19 protein-coding genes are annotated in these 26984 nt (G+C 71.4%); 7 read left to right on the top strand and 12 right to left on the bottom strand.

Annotated elements, in window-relative coordinates; genetic code table 11:
• Window position 1: 1 nt before the first annotated feature.
• On the bottom strand, window positions 2–1579 hold the full coding sequence (cimA, locus tag IEZ08_RS08185; protein ID WP_068926545.1) for a citramalate synthase: 1578 nt from the start codon (window positions 1577–1579) through the stop codon (window positions 2–4).
• Window positions 1580–1878: 299 nt separating this feature from the next.
• Here cimA and IEZ08_RS08180 point away from each other — a divergent pair, with 299 nt between their 5' ends.
• Window positions 1879–2532, top strand: coding sequence for an O-methyltransferase (locus tag IEZ08_RS08180; RefSeq protein ID WP_068926547.1), 654 nt, complete (start codon window positions 1879–1881; stop codon window positions 2530–2532).
• A 160-nt stretch (window positions 2533–2692) separates the two neighbouring features.
• Here IEZ08_RS08180 and IEZ08_RS08175 read toward each other — a convergent pair whose 3' ends face one another.
• From IEZ08_RS08175 to serA, 3 genes are all read right to left on the bottom strand, one after another.
• Entirely contained in the window at window positions 2693–3787 is a 1095-nt protein-coding gene (locus tag IEZ08_RS08175; RefSeq protein WP_189241941.1) for a branched-chain amino acid aminotransferase, read from the bottom strand.
• 188 nt (window positions 3788–3975) lie between these two features.
• Complete coding sequence (locus IEZ08_RS08170) at window positions 3976–5022, bottom strand: 3-isopropylmalate dehydrogenase (protein WP_068926549.1); 1047 nt, start codon at window positions 5020–5022, stop codon at window positions 3976–3978.
• A 528-nt stretch (window positions 5023–5550) separates the two neighbouring features.
• A complete protein-coding gene (gene serA, locus IEZ08_RS08165; protein WP_189241940.1) occupies window positions 5551–7140 on the bottom strand; it encodes a phosphoglycerate dehydrogenase in 1590 nt (529 codons plus the stop codon).
• Window positions 7141–7354: 214 nt separating this feature from the next.
• Here serA and IEZ08_RS08160 point away from each other — a divergent pair, with 214 nt between their 5' ends.
• Window positions 7355–8281 carry a hypothetical protein gene (locus IEZ08_RS08160; protein WP_068926553.1) on the top strand — a complete coding sequence of 309 codons (927 nt, stop codon included), beginning with the start codon at window positions 7355–7357 and terminating at the stop codon, window positions 8279–8281.
• Between the two features lie 234 nt (window positions 8282–8515).
• Complete coding sequence (locus tag IEZ08_RS08155) at window positions 8516–9268, top strand: class I SAM-dependent DNA methyltransferase (RefSeq protein ID WP_068926555.1); 753 nt, start codon at window positions 8516–8518, stop codon at window positions 9266–9268.
• A 71-nt stretch (window positions 9269–9339) separates the two neighbouring features.
• Here the strand turns inward: IEZ08_RS08155 and IEZ08_RS08150 are convergent, their stop codons facing one another.
• Genes IEZ08_RS08150 through IEZ08_RS08140 form a run of 3 tightly spaced genes read right to left on the bottom strand, consistent with a single transcriptional unit; the run spans window position 9340 to window position 13171 of the window.
• Complete coding sequence (locus tag IEZ08_RS08150) at window positions 9340–11946, bottom strand: ABC transporter permease family protein (protein ID WP_068926557.1); 2607 nt, start codon at window positions 11944–11946, stop codon at window positions 9340–9342.
• Complete coding sequence (locus IEZ08_RS08145) at window positions 11943–12647, bottom strand: ABC transporter ATP-binding protein (protein ID WP_068926559.1); 705 nt, start codon at window positions 12645–12647, stop codon at window positions 11943–11945. The genes IEZ08_RS08150 and IEZ08_RS08145 overlap by 4 nt, the downstream gene beginning before the upstream one ends.
• On the bottom strand, window positions 12644–13171 hold the full coding sequence (locus IEZ08_RS08140; RefSeq protein ID WP_068926561.1) for a PadR family transcriptional regulator: 528 nt from the start codon (window positions 13169–13171) through the stop codon (window positions 12644–12646). Before IEZ08_RS08140 ends, IEZ08_RS08145 begins: the two co-directional genes overlap by 4 nt.
• 98 nt (window positions 13172–13269) lie before the next feature.
• Between IEZ08_RS08140 and IEZ08_RS08135 the strand changes: the two genes are divergently transcribed.
• A complete protein-coding gene (locus IEZ08_RS08135) occupies window positions 13270–13815 on the top strand; it encodes an FHA domain-containing protein (RefSeq protein WP_068926563.1) in 546 nt (181 codons plus the stop codon).
• Here IEZ08_RS08135 and IEZ08_RS08130 read toward each other — a convergent pair.
• On the bottom strand, window positions 13803–15221 hold the full coding sequence (locus IEZ08_RS08130; RefSeq protein WP_084780662.1) for an MFS transporter: 1419 nt from the start codon (window positions 15219–15221) through the stop codon (window positions 13803–13805). The genes IEZ08_RS08135 and IEZ08_RS08130 overlap by 13 nt on opposite strands.
• Before the next feature lie 162 nt (window positions 15222–15383).
• On the opposite strand from IEZ08_RS08130, the gene dacB reads away from it, so the two are divergent.
• The 3 genes from dacB (at window position 15384) to IEZ08_RS40195 (ending at window position 20470) form a co-directional block, all read left to right on the top strand.
• On the top strand, window positions 15384–17003 hold the full coding sequence (gene dacB / locus IEZ08_RS08125; RefSeq protein WP_176728602.1) for a D-alanyl-D-alanine carboxypeptidase/D-alanyl-D-alanine endopeptidase: 1620 nt from the start codon (window positions 15384–15386) through the stop codon (window positions 17001–17003).
• Between the two features lie 131 nt (window positions 17004–17134).
• Window positions 17135–18019 carry a CAP domain-containing protein gene (locus tag IEZ08_RS08120; RefSeq protein WP_068926566.1) on the top strand — a complete coding sequence of 295 codons (885 nt, stop codon included), beginning with the start codon at window positions 17135–17137 and terminating at the stop codon, window positions 18017–18019.
• A 537-nt stretch (window positions 18020–18556) separates the two neighbouring features.
• Window positions 18557–20470: a S8 family serine peptidase gene (locus tag IEZ08_RS40195; RefSeq protein ID WP_189241939.1), complete on the top strand. Its 1914-nt coding sequence runs from the start codon at window positions 18557–18559 to the stop codon at window positions 20468–20470.
• Between the two features lie 134 nt (window positions 20471–20604).
• Here IEZ08_RS40195 and ilvC read toward each other — a convergent pair whose 3' ends face one another.
• The 4 genes from ilvC to IEZ08_RS08095 form a co-directional block, all read right to left on the bottom strand.
• On the bottom strand, window positions 20605–21585 hold the full coding sequence (ilvC, locus tag IEZ08_RS08110; protein ID WP_068929130.1) for a ketol-acid reductoisomerase: 981 nt from the start codon (window positions 21583–21585) through the stop codon (window positions 20605–20607).
• Window positions 21586–21636: 51 nt separating this feature from the next.
• A complete protein-coding gene (gene ilvN / locus IEZ08_RS08105; RefSeq protein ID WP_068926570.1) occupies window positions 21637–22161 on the bottom strand; it encodes an acetolactate synthase small subunit in 525 nt (174 codons plus the stop codon).
• A 6-nt stretch (window positions 22162–22167) separates the two neighbouring features.
• Window positions 22168–23946, bottom strand: a complete 1779-nt coding sequence (locus IEZ08_RS08100) for an acetolactate synthase large subunit (protein ID WP_084780663.1) — start codon at window positions 23944–23946, stop codon at window positions 22168–22170.
• A gap of 204 nt (window positions 23947–24150) precedes the next feature.
• On the bottom strand, window positions 24151–26823 hold the full coding sequence (locus IEZ08_RS08095) for a putative bifunctional diguanylate cyclase/phosphodiesterase (protein WP_084780664.1): 2673 nt from the start codon (window positions 26821–26823) through the stop codon (window positions 24151–24153).
• Between the last annotated feature and the right edge of the window lie 161 nt (window positions 26824–26984).

The raw sequence follows: 26984 nt of genomic DNA, 5'->3' as shown, positions 1-26984 counted from the left end.
CTCAGCCGGCGTGGTGGCCCGCCTGGAGCAGCCCGTAGGTGACGGCCTGCTCCAGGGCCTGCCAGGAGGCCTCGATGATGTTCTCGTCGACGCCGACGGTCGCCCACTCGCCCGTCGCGTCGCTGGAGGTGATGAGCACGCGCGTGATCGCGTCGGTTCCGTGCGTGCCCTCCAGGATCCGCACCTTGAAGTCGATCAGCTCGACCTCGGCCAGCTCGGGGTAGAGCCGCTCCAGCGCCGCCCGCACCGCCTTGTCCAGGGCGTTGACCGGGCCGTTGCCCTCACCGGTGGCGACGATCCGCTCGCCCTTGGCGTGCAGCTTGACGGTGGCCTCGCTGACCAGCTCACCGCCCCGGGTCCGTTCGACGATCACCCGCCAGGACTCGACCTCGAAGTGCCGCCTCCGCTCGCCCGCCACGGTGTCGCGCAGCAGCAGCTCGAAGGAGGCGTCGGCGGCCTCGAAGGTGTAGCCGCGCGACTCCAGCTCCTTGACCCGTTCCACCAGCTCGCGGGAGGTCTCCGCGGACAGCTCGTAGCCCAGCTCGCGCCCCTTGAGCTCGACCGAGGCGCGCCCGGCCATGTCGGAGACCAGCATGCGCATGTCGTTGCCGACCATGGCCGGGTCGATGTGCTGGTAGAGGTTGGGGTCCACCTTGATGGCGCTGGCGTGCAGCCCCGCCTTGTGCGCGAAGGCGGAGACGCCGACGTAGGGGGCGTGGGAGTTCGGGGTGACGTTGGTGACCTCGGTGATCGCGTGCGCGATGCGGGTCATGTCGGCCAGCGCCTCCGGCGGGACCAGGTCGAACCCCCGCTTGAGCTGGAGGTTGGCCACGACCGTGAACAGGTTCGCGTTGCCGGAGCGCTCGCCGTACCCGTTGGCGCAGCCCTGCACGTGGGTGGCGCCCGCCCTGACCGCCGCCAGGGTGTTGGCCACCGCGCAGCCGGTGTCGTCGTGGCAGTGGATGCCGACACGGGCCCCGGTGCCGACCGCCTCGTGGACGACGTCGGCCAGTTCGTCGGGGAGCATCCCGCCGTTGGTGTCGCACAGCGCGATCACCGAGGCGCCCGCCTCCGCGGCGGTGCGCAGCACCTCCAGCGCGTACGCTGGATTGGACGTGTAGCCGTCGAAGAAGTGCTCGGCGTCGAGGAAGACTCGCTGCCCCTCCGCACGGAGGTGAGAGACCGTGTCGCGGATCATCGCGAGGTTCTCCTGGAGAGTCGTGCGGAGGGCCAGCTCCACGTGCCGGTCGTGACTCTTGGCGACAAGGGTCACGACCGGCGCGCCGGATTCGCGCAGTGCGGCCACCAGCGGGTCGTCGGCTGCCTTCACACCGGCCCGGCGGGTCGCGCCGAACGCGGCGAGCTGCGCGTGCTTCAGGTCGAGCTCTGTTCGAGCCCGCCGGAAGAACTCGGTGTCCTTGGGATTGGCCCCGGGCCAGCCTCCCTCGATGAACCCGACGCCCAGGCCGTCCAGGTGCCGCGCGATGGCCAGTTTGTCGGCCACCGTGAGGTTGAGGCCCTCCTGCTGGGCCCCGTCACGGAGTGTCGTGTCGTACACGTGGAAGCGGTCGTCGGTCATTGGTCTCTCCTTCGCGGTCCGATGGCTCGCCGCGCGCTCGTTTCGGCCTGAGAAACAAGAAAGACCCCTCACGGACGTGAGAGGTCTGCGCGCCGGCGGTGTCCCTTGTCAGCCGGCGCGCCTGCCGATAATGAGCAGACCGTAGAACATGATGCTCCGAAGTGTGCCACACGGCGACACCATCTGACACATCAGTCTCACGATCCGAGACGTACGGCGTGGCGCGGGCGGGCCGCCCGCGCCACGCCGTACCCCCCCGACGTCGGGAAACGGGATGCCCACCGGTGAGAATGGACAGTATGAAGGCGACTTATCTCGAACCGGCCGTCGGACAGTACCTGCTGGCGCACAGCACGCCGCCCGACGATCTGCTCGACGCCCTGACCATGGAGACCCGCGAGCTCACCGGCGACCACTCCGGCATGCAGATCACGCCCGACCAGGGCCGGTTCCTCACCATGATCGCCCAGACGGCCCGAGCGCGGACCATCGTGGAGATAGGCACCTTCACCGGATACTCCGCCATCTGCCTGGCCCGCGCCCTGTCTCCGCGCGGCAGGCTCCACTGCTTCGACATCAGCGAGGAGTGGACCTCGATCGCCCGGCGCTACTGGGAGGAGGCCGGGGTCGCCGACCGCATCGTGCTGCGGATCGGCCCGGCCGCCGAGCGCCTCAACGACCTGCCCCTCGTCCCCGCCGTCGACCTCGCCTTCATCGACGCGGACAAGGAGAACTACGGCCTCTACTACGAGATGCTCATGACCCACCTGGCCCCGGGCGGCCTGATGCTGGTCGACAACACCCTATGGAAGGGGAAGGTCGCCCACCCGTCCGAGCGCGACGAGACCACCAGGGCGATCCGCGAGTTCAACGACATGGTCGCCGCCGACCACCGGGTCACCTCGATCATGCTCCCCATCGCGGACGGGCTGACCATGATTCGAAAACACTGACGAGAAGTCCGCCGGACTCCCCGCGGGCGGAAGTCCTTCCGGTCACCTCACGTGGTGCGTCACGCCGTACGGCGGGCGAGGACGGCCGCTCCGGCAGGCCGGAGCGGGTCACTTCCCTGACGGCGCGGAGCGGGTCACCCGCCCGGGGAAACGCGGCGGGTCAGCAGAGCTTGTGGACCCAGCCGTGCGGGTCGGGGCGGGTGCCGTACTGGATGCCCGTCAGCTCCTCGCGGACGCGCCGGGTGACCGGGCCCTGGGTGCCGTCGCCGACCGTCCAGGCGCGGTCGGCGCCCTTGACCGCGCCGACCGGGGTGACGACCGCGGCGGTGCCGCAGGCGAAGACCTCGGTGAGCTCGCCGGACTCGCAGCCCGCCTGCCACTCCTCGATCGAGATGCGGCCCTCCTCGGCCTTGAGGCCCAGGTCGCCGGCGAGGGTGAGGATCGAGTCGCGGGTGATGCCGGGCAGCAGGGTGCCGGTGAGGGCGGGGGTGAGCAGGCGGTCGCCGAAGACGAAGAACAGGTTCATCCCGCCCATCTCCTCGACGTACCGGTGCTCGTGGGCGTCCAGCCAGACCACCTGGTCGCAGCCCTGCTCGACGGCCTGGCGCTGGGCCACGAAGGCCGCGGCGTAGTTGCCGCCGCACTTGGCGAAGCCGGTGCCGCCGGGGGCCGCCCGGGTGTACTCCGTGGAGAGCCAGACGGAGACCGCCTTGTCCCCGCCGAAGTAGGCGGCGGCCGGGGAGGCGATCACCATGTACTTGTAGGTCTTCGACGGGTAGTTGACGCCGAGCGCGGGCTGCGTCGCGATCATGAAGGGGCGCAGGTAGAGGCTGTGCCCCTCGGTCGCGGGCACCCACTCCCGGTCGGTCTGGACGAGCAGCTCCAGCGACTCGACGAACGTGTCCTCGGGCAGCCCGGGCATGGCCATGCGTGCCGCGGAGGTGTTGAAGCGGGCGGCGTTGGCGTACGGCCGGAACGACACGATCGCGCCGTTGCCCTGCCGGTAGGCCTTCAGGCCCTCGAACAGCTCCTGGGCGTAGTGGAAGACCGAGGTCGCCGGGTCGAGGCTGAGCGGGCCGTACGGCATGAGCCGGGCGTCGTGCCAGCCGCGGCCCTCGGTGTAGTCGATCGAGATCATGTGGTCGGTGAAGACCTGCCCGAACCCGGGGCTCGCCAGTACCTGCTCGCGCTCGGCCGAGGTGCGAGCGTGGTCGGAGAGCTGCACGTCGAAGCTGAGCTTCTGAGCAGTGGTCATGACGGAGATCCTTCTCTTCGTGGCGGGTCTACCCTTTAGTCCATTCTGCGATGGACCGGGTAACGGGAAACTACTGCATCGGCAGGGGTGCCCGGCAGAGGCATGAATGTGCCCCGATGCGCAACGACGCGCCCGGCGGCTCGCTGGGAGCCGCCGGGCGCGTCGTGATGTCGGGGAGTGGCGGCTCGTCAGCCGGCTACTCGGGCGGTGATGTCGTCGCCGATCTCGTGGGTGCTCCGGGCCGTCCAGTTGGTCTGCCGCTCCAGCAGGTCGTCGGCGACGGCCTGCTCGACCCGGGCCGCCTCCTCGCCCAGGCCCAGGTGGTCCAGGAGCATGGCGACCGACAGGATCGTGGCGGTGGGGTCGGCCTTGCCCTGGCCGGCGATGTCGGGGGCGCTGCCGTGGACCGGCTCGAACATGCTGGGCGCGGTGCGGTCGGGGTTGATGTTGCCGCTGGCGGCCCGGCCGATGCCGCCGGCGACGGCCGCGCCGATGTCGGTGATGATGTCGCCGAAGAGGTTGTCGGTGACGATCACGTCGAACCGCTCGGGCTGCGTGATGAAGAACATCGAGGCCGCGTCCACGTGGCAGTAGTCGGTCTGCACGCCGGGGTACTCCGGCGCGAGGCGGTCGACGGTGCGGGCCCACAGGTCGCCCGCGAAGGTCAGCACGTTGGTCTTGTGGACCAGCGTCAGCTTCCTGCGGGGACGGGCGAGCGCCTGCTCGAAGGCGTAGCGCACCACGCGCTCGACACCGAAGGCGGTGTTCAGCGACTCCTGGGTGGCCACCTCGTGCGGCGTGCCGCGGCGCAGCACGCCGCCGGCCCCGGCGTAGAGGCTCTCGGTGCCCTCGCGGACGACGATCATGTCGATGTCCTCGGGCCGGGACTTGGCCAGCGGGGTCTCCACACCGGGGAAGAGCTTGACCGGCCGGAGGTTCACGTAGTGGTCGAGCTCGAAGCGGAGCCTGAGCAGCAGGTCGCGCTCCAGCACACCCGGGGGCACGCTGGGGTCGCCGATCGCGCCGAGCAGGATGGCGTCGTATCCGCGCAGCTCGTCCAGGACGGCGTCGGGGAGGGTCTCGCCGGTGCGGTGGTACCGCTTGGCGCCGAGGTCGTAGGTGGTGGTCTCCAGCTTGGTGCCCACCGCGTCGAGGACCTTCAGTCCTTCGGTGACGACCTCGACCCCGATCCCGTCGCCGGGGATGACTGCCAGACGAATGTTGCGCGAATCCATGCGGGCACCCTACCGTCCCGTCTCGACTATCGGATAGCCATCTCAGATTATGGACATAACGCCCGGCCTAGCGGGTGGGCGCCCCGCCGTTGTCGCGGCGGTCCAGGGCGGTCTGCAGCGCGTCGGCGGCCTCGTCCTCGGCGTCTTCGGAACGGTTCCAGGGATACATGTCGTACATGGCGATCTCGTCTCGTGTCGCATGGGAGCAGGGGGAGATGGTCCGGATCTCCGGTCGCGGATCCGGACCGGGCCTGATGTCGCGGGCCCGGGTCACGGACCGGCGAGGAGGACTTACGGCCAGGACGCGCCACCGCACCGCGGCGGGCTCCCGGCCTGCCCTGTCAGGCCCCGCCGCGGCAGGTAATGAGTACGAGAACCTGGCGCATTTGTCCCAGGCTACCTGGTCATCGGGATATCGTCTCGCCCGCCGTACCGGTTTCCCACATGTTGAGACGGCCGCCGTCCCGCGGAGCGGGGCGGCGGCCGTACGAGAAGAGGAGGGCCCGAAAGAGGGCGGAGTTCCGCGGATCAGTCCGTCAGGTCCACCGAGCGGCCGCTCTCGGCGCCGATCTCGTTGACGATCTGCTCGACCACCTCGGCGGGGATGGCGCTGTCGACGGTCAGGGCGATGAGGGCCTTGCCGCCCTTGACGTCCCGGGACACCTGCATCGAGGCGATGTTGATGCCGTGGTCGCCGAGGATGCGGCCGACCACGCCGACCACGCCGGGCCGGTCGGAGTAGGCGAAGAACGACAGGTGGTCGGTCGGCTCGATCTCCATCTCGTAGCCGTTGACCTCGACGATCTTCGTGATCTGGCGCGGGCCGGACAGCGTGCCGGAGACCGAGACCGTACGGCCGTCGGCCAGCACACCGCGGACGGTGACGACGTTGCGCCAGTCGGGGCTCTCGGAGCTGGTGACCAGCTCCACGGTCACGCCGCGGTCCTTGGCCAGGAGCGGGGCGTTGACATAGGTGACGGAGTCCTCGACGACGTCGGTGAAGACGCCCTTGAGCGCGGCCAGCTCCAGCACCCGGACGTCCTCGGCGGCGATCTCGCCGCGGACCTCGACGTCGAGCTTGGTGGCGACCTCGCCCGCGAGGGCGGTGAACACCCGGCCGAGCTTCTCGGCCAGCGGCAGGCCCGGCTTGACGTCCTCGGCGACGGCGCCGCCCTGGACGTTGACCGCGTCCGGCACGAACTCCCCGGCCAGGGCGAGCTTCACGCTCCGCGCGACCTGGGTGCCGGCCTTCTCCTGGGCCTCGTGGGTGGAGGCGCCCAGGTGCGGGGTGACGACGACCTGGTCCAGCTCGAACAGCGGGCTGTCGGTGACGGGCTCCTTGGGGAACACGTCGATGCCGGCGCCGGCGACGCGGCCCTCCTTGATCGCGGAGTAGAGGGCGTTCTCGTCGATGATGCCGCCGCGCGCGACGTTGATCAGGCGGACCGACGGCTTGACGATCTGCAGTTCCCTCTCGCCGACGAGCCCGATGGTCTCCTTCGACTTGGGCAGGTGCACCGTGATGAAGTCGGCCTCGCGCAGGGCCTCCTCCAGCGACACCAGGCGCACGCCCATCTGCGCGGCGCGGGCCGGCTGCAGGTAGGGGTCGTAGGCGATCAGCTCGACGCCGAACGGCTGCAGGCGCTGGGCGACCAGCTGGCCGATCTTGCCGAGGCCGAGGATCGCGACGACCTTCTCGTCGAGCTCCACACCGGTGTACTTCGAGCGCTTCCACTCGCCGCCCTTGAGCGCGGCGTGCGCCTGGGCGACGTTGCGGGCGGAGGCGAGGATCAGCGCGACCGTGTGCTCGGCGGCGCTGGTGATGTTGGAGGTGGGCGCGTTGACGACCATGACGCCCGCCTTGGTGGCGGCCTCCACGTCCACGTTGTCCAGACCGACACCGGCGCGGGCGACGACGCGGAGCTTGGGCGCGTGGGCGATGGCCTCGGCGTCCACCTGGGTGGCGCTGCGCACGATGAGCGCGTCCACCTCGGCGAGGGCGGGCAGGAACTGGGCGCGGTCGGCGCCGTCGGTGTGGCGGACCTCGAAGTCCGCGCCCAGGACCGCGAGACCGGCCTCGGAGAGTTCCTCTGCGACCAGTACGACGGGCTTGTTCACTGGCGTTTCCTTATGAGACGGGAAGGGCTGCACGGACCTCACGCAGTCTATAGGCGCTTGTGAACGCGTTCACGAGTGTCCCGCGATCCGAGACGGCCGCGCTCGGTACCCTTCCCGCGCAATCTCATGCTTGGAACCTTGAAGTTGGTATTGCTTGCGATAAATCCTCGCGATTACCCTCATAAGCCGTGGTCCTCTACCTATCGTTCGTCATATGAGCATCGGGAACCGCGCTCTCGGCGAGACGCTCGCGCAGCACGGCGGTCCGTATCGGCTGCTGACGGCGCTTGCCGAGGGGGGACTCCTCGTCGCCGTCCGGCCGGACCGCTCCGTCGTCCTCGGTACGACGCAGGCCGGTGAGAGAGTGCTGCTCGGATACACCTCCGAGAGCACCTACGCGCGGCACGGCGGCAGCCACGCGCTGTCGGAGTGCGACGCCGACACCATCCTCGACATCCAGCGCGTCACCGGCGTGCGGGAGATCGTGATCGACGCCGCCGGGCCCACGGCGGCGGCCGTGCCGATCGAGGATCTCCAGCGTCATCTGATCTCGACCCGCAGCGGGCCGATGCCGGCGCTGTCGGGAACCGCCCCGACGGCCTACGCCACCGGGGCGATGGCGACGGTCTCGCGCACCTCGGCGATGAGCCAGACCGGCCCGATGGCGTCGAGCGGTCCGGCGGGCCCGCTGGCGCCGGCCGGCCCGGCGGACCGGGGCGGCCCGCCGCGCTCCCCCGGCCTGCCGGCCTCCGCCCAGCCGTGGATCCCCGCGCCGCGCCCCCACCTGTCGGGGCCGATGCAGATGGTCGACCCCGGCTACCGGCGGTGCACCCACCCGATCCTGCCCGCGTTGCGCGTGGCCATCGCCCAGCTGCTGTCGGACTTCCCGCTCATCCACCATGTGTGGATCTCCGAGGCCCGGACCGCCTCCGGCGCTCCGGGGATCATGCTGCACGTCAAGGTGCACATGTCGGCGGCCGAGGACGTGGTGCGGGACCTGCACCGCGGGGTGCGCGCCCGGCTGCCGCAGCTGGCGGCGAGCGGGGCGCCGATCCTCATGGCCCGGGTCGCCGACGCCCGCAGCGAGCAGCGCATGATCGAGCTGGGCGCCCACGTCGTCTGCGCGGACGTCAGGGACTGAACACCGGCGACGGAGACCGGGACCGGGCCGCTCCGGCGGCCCCCTCCGGTGACCCTCGGTCATCTCCGCCCCCGTTCTGGGTAATACGAGAGTCATCCGCACGCCGTTCACCCCTTTGACCGGCGTGCTTTCGGCGACCATGCCTGATGGGTCCGGCCGCCCCCCGGTGGTCCTCTCCGCCGCGGGGCCGACGACCTCTCCATCCCGGCTCACGGAGGCACAGGTGAAGACGACATGACCCGTACGGACCCGATCCACCAGCTGCGCTACGCCGTACGCCACCCCGAGCGCATCGTTCCCCACGTGCGGCGGCTGGCCCGCGACACCTGGCTGCGGCTGCGCACCAGCGACCACGTCAGCTACTACCGGGCCGTCATGAAGTACGACACGGCGCGCAGCCCCGAGGCGGCGGTCGGCAGCAAGTCGCACGACCGCTGGCTGGCCCTCGGCCAGATGCAGTTCGACTACCTCCGCCGGCACGGCCTGCGCCCCGACCACCGGATGCTGGAGATCGGCTGCGGCAACCTGCGCGCGGGGCGGCTGTTCATCGACTATCTGGACGGGGGCAACTACTACGGCCTGGACATCTCCCCCGACATCCTGATCGCCGCGCAGAAGACCCTCACCGAGTACGGCCTGCGCGACAAGCTGCCCCACCTGACCCCGGTCCGGGACCTGCGCTTCGCGTTCCTGCCGGACGCGTCCTTCGACGTGGTCCACGCGCACAGCGTGTTCTCCCACTCCCCGCTGCACGTGATCGAGGAGTGCTTCGCGCACGTGGGCCGCATCATGCGGCCGGGCGGCTGGTTCGACTTCACCTTCGACCGGACCGAGGGCCGCGAGCACCAGGTGCTGCGGGAGGACTTCTACTACCGCACCGAGACGCTGCTGGACCTGGCCGCCAAGCACGGCCTGGCGGCCAGGTTCATGGACGACTGGGAGAAGCTCCCGCACAAGCAGTCCAAGATCCGCATCACCCTCCCGTAGCCCCCGCAGGGCGTCACGGGAGGGCCGCCCGGTGGCACCGGGCGGCCCTCGGCGGCGGTTTCCGGTGGCGGTCAGGTCATCCGGCGGGTGAGCGTCACCCTCGTCCGGGCGAACAGCCCGGCCACCGCCGCGGCGAGCACCGGCAGGCCGATCACGATCACGGCGAGGAAGAGCCAGGGGAGCTCGACCGTCGGCTCCCCGTCGGGGAAGGGCGGCAGCCCGCCCCGCAGCAGCACGAAGGTGTGGCTGTACTCCTGGACGGTCATGTGCCAGGCCGCGCCGATGCCGGTCACCACCCCGGCCAGGGCGCCGACCAGCACGCCGAGACCGGCGATGAACCCGGCCTGCCCGGCCACGACCAGCCTGCGCGTGCCCGGCGGCGCGCCGACGGAGGCCATGGTCGCCAGGTCGGGCCGGAGGTCGGCCGCGGCCAGGCCGGTCGCGACGAACGTCCCGCCCAGCACCAGGACCAGCGCCGCGCCCAGCAGCACCCACATCTGGGGGGCGAGGTAGCCGTCGTCGAATCCCCGCTCGACATAGGTGCTGGTCTCCTTGTTGACCGCATCGACCTCCCGGTGGAACCGGCTCAGCTGATCGATGCCGATCCGGTGGGCGGCCGGGTCGACGTACAGGCTGCGGACCACAGCCGTCAGCCCGACCGTACGGAGAGCGGAGGCGGGCAGCACCGCGACGGCGTGGCGGGGATCCGCGGCCTCGGCGACCACCGCGGGGAAGGTCACCTCTTTGTGGTCCTCCCCGCGGTGCCGGGGGAACAGGGTCACCGCCAGCCGCCCGTCGCGCACCAGCGCCGGGTTGAACACCACGGCCTTGCCCGCGGCGAACGCCTCCGCCGCCACCGGGTCGGGCCTGCCCTGGATGAGGCGGAGCAGCCTGGAGTCCCCGATCGGCAGCGAATCGACGCCGGGCATGCCCGGGCCGCCGCCGCGGATACGCGTCCCCATGATCCGACCTCGGGCGTCCCTCCCCTCGGCGGCCTCGATCAGCGGCACCCCGGGCAGCCGTTCCCGGACGGCCTCCGTGACCTCGGCCCACTCACCGTCGTCGAGCTCCGAACCTGTGATCACCAGGGTCCCGGCCGGGACGGTCGTCTGGAAGGAGTCGCGGTTGTCGGCGAAGTTGCTGTTGATCGCGACCCCCGCGGCGGTGAAGGCGGCGGTCGCCGTCATGACCGCCGCGACGGCGGAGGCCGTGCGGGCGCGGTGGCGGGAGGCGTCGCGGGCCGCCAGGCGGAACGGGAGCGGCAGGCGGGCGGCGAGTCCCGCGGCGGCCCTGACCAGCCGCGGGGTCAGCGCGATCAGCCCGAGCTGGGAGAGCACCGCGGCGGCGGACACCCACACCACGTCGAGCCTGACGGCGAAGAACGTCGCTCCGACGCCCGCGGCGAGCAGGATCACGCCCAGCACGGGACGCCCGGCCCGGTCGCGCGCCTCGCCCCTGCGCCCGCCCAGCACCGCCGCCACGTCCTGCCGGCCCGCCTGTACGGCGGGCACCACGGCGGCGGCCAGCCCGCTGAGCAGGCCCAGCGAGGTCACCGCGGCGACCGGGACGACGGGGATGTCGAAGGGCCCGGCCCTGCCGACCAGCCGTCCCGCCTCGAACACGACCGCGAGGCCGGCGAGGCCGAGGCTGAGAACCAGGCCCAGCAGCGCCGCCCCGCCGCCGAGGACGAGGCCGTCGGCCAGGACGACCATGCGCAGGTGCCCCGGGGAGCCGTCCTGCGCGGCGATCAGCGCCAGCTCCCGCCTGCGGCGGCGGAGCCCGACCAGGAAGGCCGGACCGGCGAGGAGCACCACCTCCAGTACGATCATGACCCCGATGAGCACGACCGTCCCGATCCGGTCCACGTCGCTCTCGGCGGCGTAGGGCGCGGTGCTGGCGGGCGGGTCGGCGACGACCGCGCGGGAGAACGCGGTCAGCCCGGCCGCGTTCAGCCTCCGGACGACGTCCCACGTGACCGGCTGCGGGGTGTCGGCCAGCCAACCGGCCCGGATGGACCAGTCGGCCTCGTCGTCACGCCGGTCGGGGAACAGGGTGCCCGGGAGCCCCACCATCTCCCTGCCGTCGAGGTGATGGGGATGCCCGACCACGCCGACGACCCGCACCGGCCGGTCCTGCCGTGTCACCGTGAGCGTCCCGCCGATCCGGGCGCCCAGCTCCCGCATCCCGGGAGTGACCGCGACCTCCTGCGGTGAGGCGGGCAGCCGTCCCTCCACCAGGCGGTACATGCCCGCCGTCAGAGGGTCGCGCAGGTCCACCTCGTGGGCGGAGACGTGGTCGTAACCTCCCCCGTTGCGGACTTCGACGCTGCCCTGGCCGATCGGGACGAGCCGGGTCCCGGCCCCGAGGAGGGCCGCCACCTCGGCCGCCGTCCGCGACCGAGCCGGCCCGCCGGGCTCCGCCGGGGCGGCCCAGTCGCGGCCTTCCACGTCCTGGTACACCTCGCCCCGGGTGTAGGTCTCCCGGATCCGTGCGTCGGCCGTTCCGAGCTCCGCGGTGACCCCCTCGGTGGAGCTGATGCTCATGGTCTCCATCAGGATCAGGAACAGGGTGATGACGAGAACCGGCAGGCCGATCATGGTGATGATCAGGGCGCTGCGGCCCCTGGCCCGGCGGGCGTCGCGACGGGAGATCCGCAGGGCGGCGGAGAACGCGCTCATCGGGCCGTCTCCAGCGCCGCGTCGGTGGAGTCGGCGATCATGCCGTCCCGCAGGAAGACCACCCGGTCGGCCCAGGCCGCGTAGCGGGACTCGTGGGTGACCAGCAGCACCGCGGCCCCGGCGTCGCAGCGGGCGCGCAGCAGCTGGAGGACCTCGTCGCCGGTGGGGGTGTCCAGCGCTCCGGTGGGCTCGTCGGCCAGGAGGAGCCGCCGCTCACCGGCCAGCGCGCGGGCGATCGCGACCCGCTGGCGCTGGCCGCCGGAGAGCTCGTCGGGGAAGCGGTCGGGCTCGTCCAGGCCCACCTCGGCCAGGGCCGCGAGGGCCTCGCGCCGGGCCTGCTTGGCCCGCACCCCGTCCAGCTCGCGCGGGAGCATCACGTTCTCGGCGGCGGTCAGCGAGGGGATCAGGTTGAGGTCCTGGAAGACGTAGCCGACGTGCCGGCGGCGCAGGGCTGCGAGTTCCTTCGCCGTCAGGCTCGTCAGCGGCGTGCCCTCGACGGTCACGGCGCCCGAGGTGGGCCGGTCGAGGCCGCCGGCCAGGTTCAGCAGGGTGGACTTCCCCGACCCGGAGGACCCCATGACCGCGACCAGCTCTCCGGCCCCGACCTCCAGGTTCACCCCTCTCAGCGCGTGTACGGCCTGCGGGCCGTCGCCGTGGACGCGGGTCGCGTCCGCCAGCCGTACGACCGGATCGAAACTCATGCTTGTGTCTCCTGCGTCTGGGGGGAGGCCGTGAGCACGGCCTCGCAGTGGTCGAGCCAGCGCTGCTCGGCCTCGGCCTGGAAGATCATCGATTCGAGGACCAGGAGCTGGGCCGCCCCGGCGCCGTTCACCCGCTTGGCCCGGACGAGCTCCTGCAGCGTGCGCATGGTCGCGGTGCGCTGGGCCTGGATGACCGGGCGCACGTCGGCGCGTGCCGTGACCGCCATGGCGAGCTTGATCACCAGCTCGTCCCGGGGCCGGTCGGACTGGGTGACGGGGGTGCTGAGCCATCGCTCCAGTTCGGCCCGACCGGCCTCGGTGATCGAGTAGACGACCCGGCCCTGGTCGTCCTGCTCGCCGGGGGCCACCAGGCCGTCGCGTTCCAGGCGCGAGAGCGTCGTGTAGACCTGGCCGATGTTGAGCGGCCAGGTCGCCCCCGTGGACGCCTCGAACTCGGTGCGCAGCTGGTAGCCGTAGCGCGGCCCCATGCTCAGCAGGGCGAGCAGCCCTTGTCGGATCGCCATGAATACTGAGTATGCATACTGAGTATGGTCACGGCAAGCGGCGCGAGAGGATCCGCATATTCTGGACAGGCATCGCCGTTGGGACCGATACTCGGGGGATGAGCTCGATACAGCCCCCACCACGCGCGTCTGACGGGGACCGTGATCGTGCCATCAGCGAGCTCCGGGACCGCGCGGTCGAGGGACGGCTCTCTCACGACACGTTCCTCGGACGCGTCGACATGGCGCTGCGCGCACGCAACCGGGGCGAACTGGATGAGCTGGTCGCCGACCTCCCGCAACGCGGGCGGTTCCGCCGGCTGGTGACCGAGGTCGTCTCCTCCGTCTCCGACTTCACCACGCGCGTGGAGTCCGCCTGGCGCCGTCCCCGGCTGCCCAAGCTGGCGCTGCCCGGTGACGCCCGGACCCGCTACGTGGTGGGCCGCGGCTCGGCCTGCGACCTGGTCCTGGCCGACCTGACCGTCTCCCGGGTGCACGCCGAGCTCCGCCGCGACGACGAGGGCTGGCTCCTCGTCGACCTCGGCTCGCTCAACGGCACCCGGCTCAACGACTGGCGCCTGGTCGGGCCGGCGAAGGTCCGTCCGGGCGACGTGATCTCGTTCGGCGACTGCGCGTTCGTGGTGATCACGCCTCAGGCGGCCTGAGCGTCCTTCCCGGCCTGCTCGATCTCCGCGGCGGTGAGGGTGTAGCGCCTGGTCAGCACGATGGCGACCACCATGACCAGGGCGGGGATCAGCGTTCCGCCGTACAGTACGGCCTGCGTCGCCGACTCAGGCTGCTCCACCGGCGTCTTCGGGTCCGACTCCACGAACCCGGCCACCCCCAGCAGCCAGCCGAACACCAGCGCGCCGAAGGCGAAGACCACGGTCTCGGCGGCCGTCCAGAGCCCGGTGAACACCCCGGCCCGGCGCTTCCCGGTGACCGCCGCGTCGTAGACGATCACGTCGGACAACATCGAGAACTGCAGCAGCTGCAGCCCGGCGTAACCGATGCCCACCAACAGCACGGCCCCGTGCGCGTAGACCGCGCCGAACTGGCCCGACAGGGCCATCGCGACCGTGCCCGCGAAGAACAGCGACGAGCCCAGGATCATCGCCCCGCGCTTGTCGTAGCGCCGCGACAGGCGTATCCACACCGGCATGGTGACCAGCAGCGGCCCGACGATGCACAGGAAGAGCGTGGTGGTGGCGCCGGGGTCGCGCAGGGTGTAGGTGGCGAAGTACGGCGCGCCGGCCAGCAGCATGCCCGCCGAGAACATCTGGGCGCAGCTCAGGCCGAGCAGGATCATGAACGGCCGACTCGTGCGGGCCGCGGCGAACTGGGCCCGGATCGACGGCTCGGCCTCGGCCCGGGCGACCACCGGGGCCTTGGCCGTACCGAGGAAGGAGGCCAGCATCGACGCCAGCAGCACCGCCCCGATGATCAGGCCCATCAGCCGGTATCCGGCGACGTCCCCGCCCGCGATCGCGGGGGCGACGGCCCCGGAGACCAGGATCGCGAGGCCGACGAAGACCATCTTCCACTGCAGGATCGAGGAGCGCTCGTGGTAGTCCTCGGTCATCTCCGCGGGCATCGCCTTGTAGGGGACCTCGTAGAAGGCGTAGGCCGTCGCGGTGAGGAAGTAGCAGACGGCGACGTAGACCGCGGCGGGCACGCCGGTGAGCGGCGGCCCCGCGAACGTCGCGGCGAACGTCACCGGCAGGAAGAGCGCGCCGGCCAGCATCCACGGGCGGCGCGCACCGAAGCGGGAGACGGTGCGGTCGGAGCGCTGGCCGACCCAGGGGTTGATGACGACGTCCCAGATCTTTGGGAGGAAGGCGACGAGACCGGCGATCCACGCGGGGACGGCCAGGATGTTCGTCATGTAGAACAACAGCAACAATCCCGGGACCGTGGAGAAGGTCGCGGTGCAGACGGAGCCGACCCCGTAACCGATGCGGACCGTGCGCGGCACGGTGACGGCGGCGGAGGCGGGACCGGGAACAGGACCGGGAACAGGACCGGGGGCGGGGCTGGGAACGGGGCCGGGGGTGGACGCCGGTGTGACCATTCGCACATTGAACCCCACCGAACAACCGTCCGGTAGGTCCTGTCAGAACCAAATCTCCTCTTGTCAATCCGCCCGTCGTTACGGACGATCACCGCATACGCCCGCTGCCTTGACTGCGGAGATTGACTGCACGGAAGAGGCAGCAGTGTCCCTGGAGCAGCCATGCGACCATCACGACGCCCCTCACAGCCTCCGTCCCCGCGTCCCGCACAATCTCCGTCCCCGCGCCCGTCACGGCGGGCCGCCGTCTGTCTCACCCTCCTGCTGCTGGCGGGCCTCACCTGGTCCTCGCACGGCGCGGCCCCGGCCGCCGCGTTCGAGCCCGCCCCCGGCGTCGCCGATCTCGTCGAGGACATCGACCAGATCCTGGAGGACTCCCGGCTCACTCCCGCCCGCGCCGGGGTGGTGGTGCACAGCGCCGCCTCGGGCGAGGAACTCTACGCCCGGGACCGCGGGAAGATCCTGACCCCCGCGTCCAACGCCAAGCTGGTCACCTCGGCCGCCGCCACGGAGATCCTCGGCTCCGGCTTCCGCTTCACCACGAGCGTGCTCTCCACCGGCCGCCGCACCGGCTCCACCCTCACCGGCGACCTCTACCTGAAGGGCACCGGCGACCCGACCGTGCTCGCCTCCGACTACGACGCCCTGGCCGCTCGCGTGGCCGCGGCCGGGATCAGGCGGGTCACCGGCAGGCTGGTCGCCGACGACACCTGGTTCGACGCGGTACGGCTCGGCACGGACTGGTCATGGGACGACGAGCCCTACTACTACGCCGGGCAGATCTCGGCGCTGACCGCCTCCCCGGACACCGACTACGACGCCGGGTCGGTCATCGTCTCGGTGGCCCCCGGACCGGCCGCCGGGCGACCGGCCAAGGTCTCCACCACCCCGGAGACCGGCTACCTGAAGATCGACAATCGCGCCGTCACCGGGGCCGAGACCGACGTCCTCGTCGAGCGGCAGCACGGCACCAACACCGTCCTGATCACCGGGACCGTGGCGGACCCCTACGACGAGTGGGTCACCGTGAACGACCCCACCGGGTACGCGGCGTCCCTCTTCCGCGCGGCCCTGGACAGGCACGGGGTGCGGGTGCCCGGCCGTACGGCGCGCGGCGCCACCCCGTCCGGGGCGGCGACCGTGGCCGAGCGCCGGTCGATGCCGCTGAGCGAGCTGCTCGTGCCGTTCATGAAGCTCAGCAACAACATGCACGCCGAGATCCTCACCAAGTCGATCGGGCGCGAGGTCTCCGGCGCCGGGACGTGGAGCGCCGGGCTGGCCGCGATCACCTCCTTCGCTCAGGCCAACGGCATGCCCACGCTGCGCATGCGGGACGGCTCCGGCCTGTCCCGGGTGGACGGCCTGACACCGGGCGGGGTCGCCGGGCTGCTGCTGGCGCTGCGCGGCAAGCCCTGGTTCGACACCTGGTACGGCTCGCTGCCGGTGGCGGGCGAGGCGGACCGGATGGTCGGCGGGACGCTGCGCAGCCGGATGCGCGGCACCCCGGCGGCCGGGAACGTCCGCGCCAAGACCGGTTCGCTGACCGGGGTGACGTCCCTGTCCGGTTACGTGACGGGAGCCGACGGCGAACCGCTGGTCTTCTCGATCATGATCAACCAGTACCTGTCCGCCTCACCCAAGGACATCGAGGACAAGATCGCCATCCGGCTCGCCCGGTTCAGCCGGACCGCTCCGGCCTCGATTCCGGCCGTCCCGGCCCCTCGGACGACTTCGACCGTTCCAGAGCTCGAATGCTCCTGGTCAAAGCCCGGGCGGTGCTGACCCCAGACGCCTCAACGATCACTCAGGTTTACTCGGTTGCCTTATAAATTCCTTAAATTTCGTGACAAGGAGGATCTACCCCCACCAGAATGCGGGTTCCATCCAGCGTCTAATCCTCTGGAGGAACCGATATGCGCAGACCGCTCGGAGCACTCGTGTGCGTCGGGAGTCTGGCGGCACTGAGCACCCCGGTCGCCGCGGCCCACGCCGCGGCGGCCCCTCAGGACACCTGCCGCGTCCAGGTGTCCGCCCCCACCGTCACCGCCGGGAAGATCCAGGTCATCGGGTCCCGGGCCGGATGTGACGACACAGCAGTGCTCCGCATCCGGATCAAGCAGGCCAAGCGCGGCCCCGACCGCACCGTCAAAAGCGGCGCCCGGCGCGGGGGCGACGTGCAGCTCACCCTCAACGCGCGGTGCAGCACCACCCCCCGCACCTACTACGCCGTCGTGACGGACTACCGGGGTCACACGGCCGTCTCCCCCGCGGCCAGGCTGAGCTGCGCCCCCACGACCCCGGCGCCCACCCCCACGCCGTCCCCCACCGCCTCTCCCACGGCGACCCCGACGGTCAAGCCCACGGCGACTCCCACGACCCCCGCGCCGAACCCCACCGGCGGCACGGTCGGCACGGCCGAGGAGAACGAGGTCGTGCGCCTGACGAACATCGAGCGCCAGAAGGGCGGCTGCGGTCCGCTCAAGCACGACCCGCAGCTCAACAAGGCCGCGCACGACCACTCGGCCACCCAGGCCGCCCGCAACCAGATGACGCACCAGTTCCCGGGCGGTCCCGACTTCGTGCAGCGCATCCGGAACGCGGGCTTCACCGGCGGATCGGCGTTCGCGGAGAACGTCGCCTGGAACCAGCGGACCCCGGACGCCGTGGTCGCCGCCTGGATGAAGAGCCCCGGCCACCGGGCCAACATCATGAACTGCAAGTACAACCTCATCGGCGCGGGCATGGTCAAGAACACCAAGGGTGAACCGTACTGGACCCAGGTCTTCGTCGCCCGCTAGAAGCCCCGGGGACGGCGTGAGCACCCCCCTGCCTCCGCCTGAGCGCCGTCCCCGGTGAACCTCCCGCCGCCGTGCCCCTGTCCGGGGGAGCCCGGCGGGCGGGGAGGGTCTCCCGGATGCGGGAGGAAGCAAGACGTCCCCGCGACGGACGGATCGTCGCGGGGGCGTCTTTCACGTGCCCGGCCTGCCCGCACACGATCCCGCGGAGGAGAGGGCCGATTCTCCGCCTGACGCAGATTTTCCCCTGGCCAGAGGCACCAAGAGAATATTTCGCGAAGTTCATCTCCATGAACCACAAATCTTGTCTTCCATGACATAGGCCCCCTATGTAACATGGTCCCCGCTTTCCCGTTGATCTCCGGAAAGCGGACGACCGCCAGAGGATCCCCAGGGCCGCGACCGGCTCCCGTGCCGGGCCCCCGCCCGGCGCCTCCTGGCGGCTCTCCCCGCGTGTCCCGCACGGCACGCCCCGTACGACCGGCCGAGTGACACCGCACAGGCATGCTCGCCGGGCCTCTTTCATCCCCCGGAGGAACATTGAGACTGCGGTCTCTGCTTGCGAGCGCAGCCATGCTCGCCGCCACCGCCACCGCCACCGCCACGGCCCTGGCCGTCCCCGCCACCGCCTCCGCCCAGGCCGCGCCCCCCGCCACCGGCGCCCCCGTCGTCGACCCGGCGCTCAAGGCCGAGGTCCAGCAGGGTGAGACCGTCCGCGCCATCGTCGAGGTGGACCGCGGGCAGAAGGTCGCGCCCGTCGCCAAGAACGCCGAGGCGCTGTCCACGACCACCGACGTGCCGGAGCAGCCGCCCGCCCGCGACTTCTTCGTCATGGAGGTCGACAAGGCGACGCTGACCAAGCTCGACGACGACAAGCGCATCGAGTCGATCTACGAGGACCGGCTCAGCCGCCCCACCCTGGGGACCAGCCTCAAGGTCATCGGCGCCGACAAGGCCCACGCGTCCGGCCGCACCGGCGCCGGCTGGGACATCGCGATCCTGGACACCGGCATCGACCGCGACCATCTGTTCTTCGCCGGCCGCATCGTCGCCGAGGCGTGCTTCTCCACCACCGACAGCCGCCAGGGATCGGCGTCCCTGTGCCCCAACGGCGAGAACTCCCAGATCGGCACGGGCGCCGCCGACGCCGAGACGGCCAAGTGCGGCGGCAACGGGAGCCTGTGCACGCACGGCACCCACGTGGCCGGCATCACCTCCGGCAAGAAGACCGCCGACACCGCCGTCAACGGTGTCGCCCCCGACTCGGGCATCATCGCCATCCAGGTGTTCACCCGCTTCGACAGCGCCGACGCCTGCGGCGGCAAGGCCCCGTGCGTCATGTCGTACACCTCCGACCAGAAGCGTGCGCTCGCGCACGTCGCGGAGCTGAGCAAGACCCGTAAGATCGCCGCGGCCAACATGAGCCTCGGCGGCGGCCAGTTCGCCGCCGCCTGCGACGCCAACCCCTCGGGCAACGGCGTCAAGTCCGAGATCGACGCGCTGCTGAGCCGCGGCGTCGCCACCGTGATCGCGGCCGGCAACTCCGGGTACGGCGCCGCCGTCAGCTCCCCCGGATGCATCTCCAGCGCCGTGACGGTGGGCGCCACCGACAACAACGACGCGATCGCGACGTTCTCCAACCGGGGCACGCTGCTCGACGTCTTCGCCCCGGGCGTGCAGATCCTGTCCAGCGTCCCGAACAACACCTGGGCCCGCTACAGCGGCACCTCCATGGCCGCCCCGCACGTGGCCGGCGCCTTCGCGGTGATGCGGCAGGCCACGCCGGACGCGACCGTGGCGGAGATCCTGGCGAAGTTCCGGAGCACCGGCAAGGCCGTCACCTACGGCAGCGGCGGAAGCAGCGTCACCACGCCGCGGATGAACCTCCTCGCGGCCCTGCCCGCGCCGGGCCCGACGCCCACGCCGACCCCCACCCCCACGCCCACCGCCACGCCGAGCCCGACGCCCACCGCCACGGCGAGCCCGGCCCCGACCGGCACGGCGACCCCCGCCCCCACGCCCACCGGCACGGCGACTCCGGCCCCCACGCCCAGCACGCCGGGACAGCGTCCCGCCGAGCAGCGGGTCGTCGACCTCGTCAACCGGGCCCGCGCGGACTACGGCTGCGCCCCGGTCGCCTTCGACGCCAAGCTGTACGCCGCGGCCATGGGCCACTCCACCGACATGGCCGAGAACGGCTACTTCAGCCACACCTCGCGGGACGGCCGCACCCCCGGCGACCGTATCCGTGAGGCAGGTTTCTCCCCGCTGCGCGCCTGGGCCGAGAACATCGCCAAGGGCCAGCGCAGCGCGGAGTCCGTCCACAGCGCATGGATGAAGAGCCGCGGCCACCGGGCGAACATCCTGAACTGCAAGCTCACCCACATCGCCGTGGCCTACGCCAAGAACGCCGCCGGCGTCCCGCACTGGACCCAGGTGTTCGCCCGCCGGTGACGGCCCGCGGGTCCACATCCGCGATTGAAGAACGGCACCGCTGAGAACGACGCTGAAAACGACACGGCGCCGCCCGGGAACCCCGGGCGGCGCCGTACCGTGCGCGGACGCTCAGCCGTATCGTGCGCGGACGCCTACTTCAGCCAGCTCATCATCGGGCGGAGCTTGGCGCCGGTCTTCTCGATCGGGTGCTCGGCCAGCTCCTCGCGGTAGGCGGTGAACTTCTTCTGGCCGCCGTCGAACTCCTCGACGAGCTCCTTGGCGAACTCGCCGGACTGGATCTCGGCGAGGATGCGCTTCATCTCCTTCTTGGTCTCCTCGGTCACCACGCGCGGGCCGCGGGAGTAGCCGCCGTACTCGGCGGTGTCGGAGACCGACCAGTACATCTTGTGGATGCCGCCCTCGTACATGAGGTCGACGATCAGCTTCATCTCGTGCAGGCACTCGAAGTAGGCCACCTCGGGCTGGTAGCCGGCCTCGATCAGGGTCTCGAACCCGGCCTTGATCAGCTCGGACACGCCGCCGCAGAGCACGGCCTGCTCGCCGAAGAGGTCGGTCTCGGTCTCCTCGGTGAAGGTGGTCTTCAGCGCGCCGGCGCGGGTGCCGCCGATGCCCTTGGCGTAGGACAGCACCAGCGGCCAGGCGTTGCCGGTGGCGTCCTTCTCCACCGCGACCAGGCAGGGCACGCCGCGGCCCGCGCTGTACTGGCGGCGGACGAGGTGACCCGGGCCCTTGGGGGCGACCATGGCGACGTCGACGCCCTCGGGGGCCTCGATGAGGCCGTAGCGGATGTTCAGGCCGTGGCCGAAGAAGAGCGCGTCGCCCTCCTGCAGGTTCGGCAGGATGTCCTGGGTGTAGAGGTGACGCTGGATGTGGTCCGGCGCCAGGATCATGATCAGGTCCGCCTCGGCGGCCGCCTCGGCCGGGGTGAGCACGCGCAGGCCGTCGGCCTCGGCCTTCTCCCGGCTCTTGGAGCCCTCGGGCAGGCCGACCCGGACGTCCACGCCGGAGTCGCGCAGGGACAGGGCGTGGGCGTGACCCTGGCTGCCGTACCCGATGACGGCCACGACCCGGCCCTGGATGATCGACAGGTCTGCCTGGTCGTCGTAGAAGATCTCAGTCACTTGCTCAAACCTTTCAGGGTTTCGTACGGCTCCGCGGTCCGGTTAAGCGGTCCGGTCCAGGGCCCGGAGGGAGCGGTCGGTGATGGAACGGGCGCCGCGACCGATGGCCACCATGCCCGACTGGACGAGCTCCTTGATACCGAACGGCTCCAGGAGCTTGACGAACGCCTCCAGCTTGTCCGGCGTGCCGGTGACCTCGATGGTCACCGCGTCGGAGGCGACGTCGACGCAGCGCGCGCGGAACAGGTTGACCAGCTCCAGCACGTTCGAACGGGTCTCCGCGTCGGCCCGCACCTTGATCAGCATGAGCTCGCGCAGAACCGACTGGGCCGGATCGAGCTCCACGATCTTCAGTACGTTGATCAGCTTGTTGAGCTGCTTGGTGACCTGCTCCAGCGGCAGGTCCTCGACGTTGACCACGATGGTCATCCGCGAGATGTCGGCGTGCTCGGTGGGCCCGACGGCCAGCGAGTCGATGTTGAACCCGCGGCGGCTGAACAGCGCCGCGACGCGCGCGAGCACGCCGGGCTTGTTCTCCACCAGAACCGAGAGCGTGTGCCTGCTCATTGGGCCCTACTCCTCGCTGTCCCAGACCGGCGCCATGTCGCGCGCGTACTTGATGTCGTCGTTGCTGGTCCCGGCCGCCACCATCGGCCAGACCATCGCGTCCTGGTGGACGACGAAGTCGATCACGACCGGGACGTCGTTGATCTCCATCGCCTTCTTGATGGTCGCGTCCACGTCCTCCGGCCGCTCGCAGCGCAGGCCCACACAACCGTACGCCTCGGCGAGCTTCACGAAGTCGGGAATCCGGCGGACCGTCTGCAGGTCGGTGTTGGAGTAGCGCTCGTTGTAGAAGAGCGTCTGCCACTGGCGGACCATGCCGAGGTTGCCGTTGTTGATGACCGCGACCTTGATCGGCACACCCTCCAGGGCGCAGGTGGCCAGTTCCTGGTTGGTCATCTGGAAGCAGCCGTCACCGTCGATCGCCCAGACCACGGCGTCGGGGCGGCCCATCTTCGCGCCCATCGCGGCCGGGACCGCGAAGCCCATCGTGCCGGCGCCGCCGGAGTTGATGAACGTGCCGGGCTTCTCGTAGCCGATGAACTGGGCGGCCCACATCTGGTGCTGGCCGACGCCCGCCGTGTAGAGCGCGTCGGGACCGACGATCGCGCCCAGCCGCTCCATGACGTACTGCGGGGCGAGGGAGCCGTCCTCGAATTCGTCGTAGCCCAGCGGGTACGTCGCCTTGTAACCGCTGAGCAGGTTCCACCACTCGGCGTAGTCGCCCTTGCGCTCCTCGGCGCGGACCGCGGCGACCAGCTCGGCGATGACCTCCTTGCAGTCGCCCACGATCGGCACGTCCGCGTGCCGGTTCTTGGAGATCTCCGCCGGGTCGATGTCGGCGTGGACCACCTTGGCGAACGGCGCGAAGCTGGACAGCTCCCCGGTGACGCGGTCGTCGAAGCGCACGCCCAGGCCGATGATCAGGTCGGACTTCTGCAGCGCACCCACCGCCGAGACCGAGCCGTGCATGCCCGGCATGCCCATGTGCTGGGGGTGGCTGTCGGGGAAGGTGCCCCGGGCCATCAGCGTGGTGACCACCGGGATGCCGGTCAGCTCGGCGAACTCCAGCAGCTGCGGCGCGGCACCCGCCTTGTGCACGCCGCCGCCGACGTACAGCACCGGCCGCTTCGACTCCACGATCAGCTTGGCCGCCTCCCGGATCTGCTTGGAGTGCGGCCGGGTCACCGGGCGGTAGCCGGGCAGCTGCATCGCCGGCGGCCAGTTCGGGAAGGTCGTCGTGGCCTGGAGCGCGTCCTTGGAGATGTCCACCAGGACCGGTCCCGGCCGCCCGGTCGAGGCGATGTGGAACGCCTCCAGGATCGTCCGCGGGATGTCGTCGGCGTGGGTGATCAGGAAGTTGTGCTTGGTGATCGGCATGGTGATGCCGGAGATGTCGGCTTCCTGGAACGCGTCGGTGCCGATCGCGCCGCTGGCGACCTGCCCGGTGATCGCGACGAGGGGGACCGAGTCCATGTAGGCGTCGGCGATCGGGGTGACCAGGTTGGTCGCGCCCGGACCGCTGGTGGCCATGCAGACCCCGACCTTGCCGGTGGCCTGCGCGTAGCCCTGGGCCGCGTGGCCGGCGCCCTGCTCGTGCCGTACAAGCACGTGCCGGACCTTGACCGAGTCGTAGAGGGGATCGTAGGCGGGGAGGATGGCGCCGCCCGGAATCCCGAACACGGTGTCGACCCCGACGTGCTCCAGCGCCCTCACCAGGGCCTGGGCTCCTGTCATCTGTTCGGTCATCGGCTCGTTCCTTGCGTGGCTGAGCGGAGATGCTGGCATAAAAAAGGCCCCATCCCACCGATGCGGCGGGGCTGGGGCGGCGCGCAGGTCGGAGTGCTTCGCTATCGGCCTGCGCGCCGGCGAAGTACTACCTCGATCCCACGGTGATGCATGGGTCCACCATGGCCGACGGAACGCGTCGCCGTCAAATCCATGGGACGCATGTCTCACTTTCCGAGATGACCGGCGGAGGGAAAGCGCCGGTCAGACGGTTTCCTGCAGGGTCGACAGACCGGCGGGCATCAACGAGTCGACCCCGCGCGGGCCCATCGGCCGCGCCACCAGGTAGCCCTGGCCGCGGGTGCAGCCCATCTCGCGCAGCGCCTCCAGCTGCTCGGGCCGCTCGATGCCCTCGGCGACCACGATCAGCCCGAGATCGCGGCCGAGCCGGACGATCGTGCGGGTCAGCAGGGACAGCGTCTCGTCGCGGCCGAGCCCCGACACGAACGACGGGTCAATCTTGATCATGTCCACCGGGAGCTGCCGCAGGAACGCCAGCGAGGCGTAACCGGTGCCGAAGTCGTCGATGGCCAGCCGTATCCCGAGCCCGCGCAGCTCCGAGAGCCGGGTGACGACCTCCTCGGCGTCCTCGACCAGCATCTCCTCGATCACCTCGAGCGTCAGCGCGCTGGGCGGCAGCCCGCTCTCGGTCAGCGCCGACTCGACGGTCTCCACGAAGCGCGGCGCGGTGATCTGCCGGGCCGACAGGTTGAGCGAGAGCCCGATCTCCCACGAGGAGGCCCGCCATGCGGCCACCTCCCGGCACGCCTCGCGCAGGATCCACTCGCTGAGCGGCACGATCAGGCCGGTGTCCTCGGCCGGGCCGAGGAACTGCTCGGGCGGCACGGACGCGCCGTCCTTCCACCAGCGCACCAGCGCCTCCACCGCGGTGACCCGCGAGGTGGCCAGGTCCACCACCGGCTGGTACTCGATCGCGAACTGGTTCTCCAGCAGCGCCCGCTGCAGATCCGCGGCCAGCTCCAGACGCCGGACCACGTCGGCGTGCATGTGCGCGGCGAACACCTCGACCCGGCGCCCGCCCAGCTCCTTGGCCCGCGCCATCGCCACGTCGGCGTTGCGGATCAGGTCGGCCGAGGACACCTCGTCGTCGGCGAAGGCCACCCCGACGCTCGCGGTCAGCGCGATGTCCCGGTCGGCCACCCGGAACGGCTCGGAGGAGACCGTGTGGATCAGCAGCTCGGCCAGGTCCACCGCCGTCTGGGCGTCCGCTCCGGCCTCCAGCAGCACCGCGAACTCGTCGCCGCCCCAGCGCGCCAGGGTGTCGTCGGCCCGTACGGCCGCACGCAGCCTCCGGGCCGCCTGGCCGAGCAGGTAGTCACCGCTCGCGTGCCCGACCGAGTCGTTGACCGAGGTGAACCCGTCGAGGTCCAGGAAGATCACCGCGACCCGGCTCTCCCCGGGCCGGGCCAGCACCTCACGGGTGCGCTCCTCGAAGTAGGCCCGGTTGGGCAGGCCGGTCACGCCGTCGTGGAAGGTCAGGTGGGTGACCTGGTTGCGCAGCGCCTCCTCGTCGCTGACGTCCCGGGTCGTCACCAGCAGCAGGTCCTCGCCCCGGACGTGCCGGGTCGCCACCGACTCGGTCGGCCGCCAGGTGCCGTCGGCCGCGCGGATCCGGCAGGCGATCATGCAGGCGCCGGTGCCCTCCGCGGGCTCCTCCTCCGGCCCCATCGCGCGCAGCGCCTGCCGGATCCCGGGCACGTCCTCCGGATGGATGTAGTCGAAGATCGAACCGTCGACCAGCTCGTCGGGGCGGTAGCCGTACGTGGTCTCGACGCCCTCGCCGATCTGGCGCACCACGCCGTCGTAGTCGCACAGCAGGACCACGTCGCCCGTGCTCTCGGCCAGGTCGTGCAACTGCCGCTCGGCGAGGTCCATCAGGCGCCGCATGCGGCCGGCCTCCATCAGCACCGTGAACAGCCGCACCACCAGGACGGCCACGACCGAGGCCGACGCGGCGGCCAGCACCCCGACCGGCCCCTCCACCCCACCGCGGGCCGCCCGCACCAGCACGACGACGGTGGCCACGGCGACCAGGGCCAGCGGCGCCGCCGTGATCAGCGCGGAGGCGGGCTCCCGGACGGACGGCTCGTGCCCGCCGTCCGGCTCGCCCGCCCTGTCGACCGGGCGCGCCGTACGGCCGCTCCAGGGGACCGCCGCCAGCAGCAGGAACGCCGCCGGCGCCGGCCAGGCCCCGGCGGACGGCGGGGCGTCCCCGACCAGCCTGGCCATCGCGGTGACCATCTCGCCCACGGCGATGGCGGCCAGCACGGCGAGCGCGGCCAGCCCCACCGGCCACGCCGACCGCCGGATCGGCACCACGGACGGGGCCGCCACGCACGTGAGGACCAGGCAGAGCAGCGGGGCGGCGAAGGCGACCGCGAAATCGCCCGCGTCACCGGCCTCCCGGTAGAGGGGACCCAGCGCGAGCACCCAGGCGATCACGAACAGGGAAGCCGTGCACACGTAGGCGTCAGCGAGGTCGCGCAGGAACGCCTGCCCGCGCGCGGGCCGCGCGGCGCACAGGATCGCGCCCACGGTGAGCATCGCCGTACCGGCCAGGAGCACCAGGTCGGCGAAGTTCACCGCGAACGGGGTGCCGTCGGCGAACGGCCGGGCACCGGTCCCGGCCAGCCAGGTCAGCGAACCCGCCGCCAGCCAGCGCCAGGCCAGCGCCTTGCGGCGGTCGGCCGCCCGCGAGGCGGCGACGAGCAGGGACGCCGCCGCGATCGCGCCCGCCACGACACCGACCACGGTCCCGGCCACGGCCGGGGCACCACCGGCGGGGGCCCCGACAAACCCCGCCGCGCCGATCCCGGCGGCGGTCAGCGGTACCCGGGGGTCACGCCAACGGATCATGTCGTCTGCCCATCCAGTGTTCCGGTCCGTCCCGCTCCCGCGGTGCTCTCGTATCACCGCGGTCACGATGCTGTCACGGGACGCGGCTCAACTGCCGCACCCCGGGGAGCACACGGCCAGTGTGGGCTCTCCGCACAGCGTGGTGGGTGACAACGCGGCAG

Source organism: Planobispora rosea (assembly GCF_014648175.1).
Lineage (GTDB): Bacteria > Actinomycetota > Actinomycetes > Streptosporangiales > Streptosporangiaceae > Planobispora > Planobispora rosea.
This window is presented reverse-complemented; position numbering and strand designations above follow the sequence as displayed.

What these genes read in the sequence shown, in the direction of transcription:
- IEZ08_RS08140 (WP_068926561.1), bottom strand. Translation starts at nt 13,171, where the DNA reads ATGGCGATCCGACAAGGGCTGCTCGCCCTGCTGAGCATGGGGCCGCGC.
- IEZ08_RS08155 (WP_068926555.1), top strand. Translation starts at nt 8,516, where the DNA reads ATGACCCGTACGGACCCGATCCACCAGCTGCGCTACGCCGTACGCCAC.
- dacB (WP_176728602.1), top strand. Translation starts at nt 15,384, where the DNA reads ATGCGACCATCACGACGCCCCTCACAGCCTCCGTCCCCGCGTCCCGCA.
- IEZ08_RS08160 (WP_068926553.1), top strand. Translation starts at nt 7,355, where the DNA reads ATGAGCATCGGGAACCGCGCTCTCGGCGAGACGCTCGCGCAGCACGGC.
- IEZ08_RS08175 (WP_189241941.1), bottom strand. Translation starts at nt 3,787, where the DNA reads ATGACCACTGCTCAGAAGCTCAGCTTCGACGTGCAGCTCTCCGACCAC.
- ilvN (WP_068926570.1), bottom strand. Translation starts at nt 22,161, where the DNA reads ATGAGCAGGCACACGCTCTCGGTTCTGGTGGAGAACAAGCCCGGCGTG.
- IEZ08_RS08170 (WP_068926549.1), bottom strand. Translation starts at nt 5,022, where the DNA reads ATGGATTCGCGCAACATTCGTCTGGCAGTCATCCCCGGCGACGGGATC.
- IEZ08_RS08100 (WP_084780663.1), bottom strand. Translation starts at nt 23,946, where the DNA reads ATGCCAGCATCTCCGCTCAGCCACGCAAGGAACGAGCCGATGACCGAA.
- IEZ08_RS08120 (WP_068926566.1), top strand. Translation starts at nt 17,135, where the DNA reads ATGCGCAGACCGCTCGGAGCACTCGTGTGCGTCGGGAGTCTGGCGGCA.
- IEZ08_RS08130 (WP_084780662.1), bottom strand. Translation starts at nt 15,221, where the DNA reads ATGGTCACACCGGCGTCCACCCCCGGCCCCGTTCCCAGCCCCGCCCCC.
- IEZ08_RS08150 (WP_068926557.1), bottom strand. Translation starts at nt 11,946, where the DNA reads ATGAGCGCGTTCTCCGCCGCCCTGCGGATCTCCCGTCGCGACGCCCGC.
- IEZ08_RS08135 (WP_068926563.1), top strand. Translation starts at nt 13,270, where the DNA reads ATGAGCTCGATACAGCCCCCACCACGCGCGTCTGACGGGGACCGTGAT.
- cimA (WP_068926545.1), bottom strand. Translation starts at nt 1,579, where the DNA reads ATGACCGACGACCGCTTCCACGTGTACGACACGACACTCCGTGACGGG.
- IEZ08_RS08145 (WP_068926559.1), bottom strand. Translation starts at nt 12,647, where the DNA reads ATGAGTTTCGATCCGGTCGTACGGCTGGCGGACGCGACCCGCGTCCAC.
- IEZ08_RS08180 (WP_068926547.1), top strand. Translation starts at nt 1,879, where the DNA reads ATGAAGGCGACTTATCTCGAACCGGCCGTCGGACAGTACCTGCTGGCG.
- IEZ08_RS08095 (WP_084780664.1), bottom strand. Translation starts at nt 26,823, where the DNA reads ATGATCCGTTGGCGTGACCCCCGGGTACCGCTGACCGCCGCCGGGATC.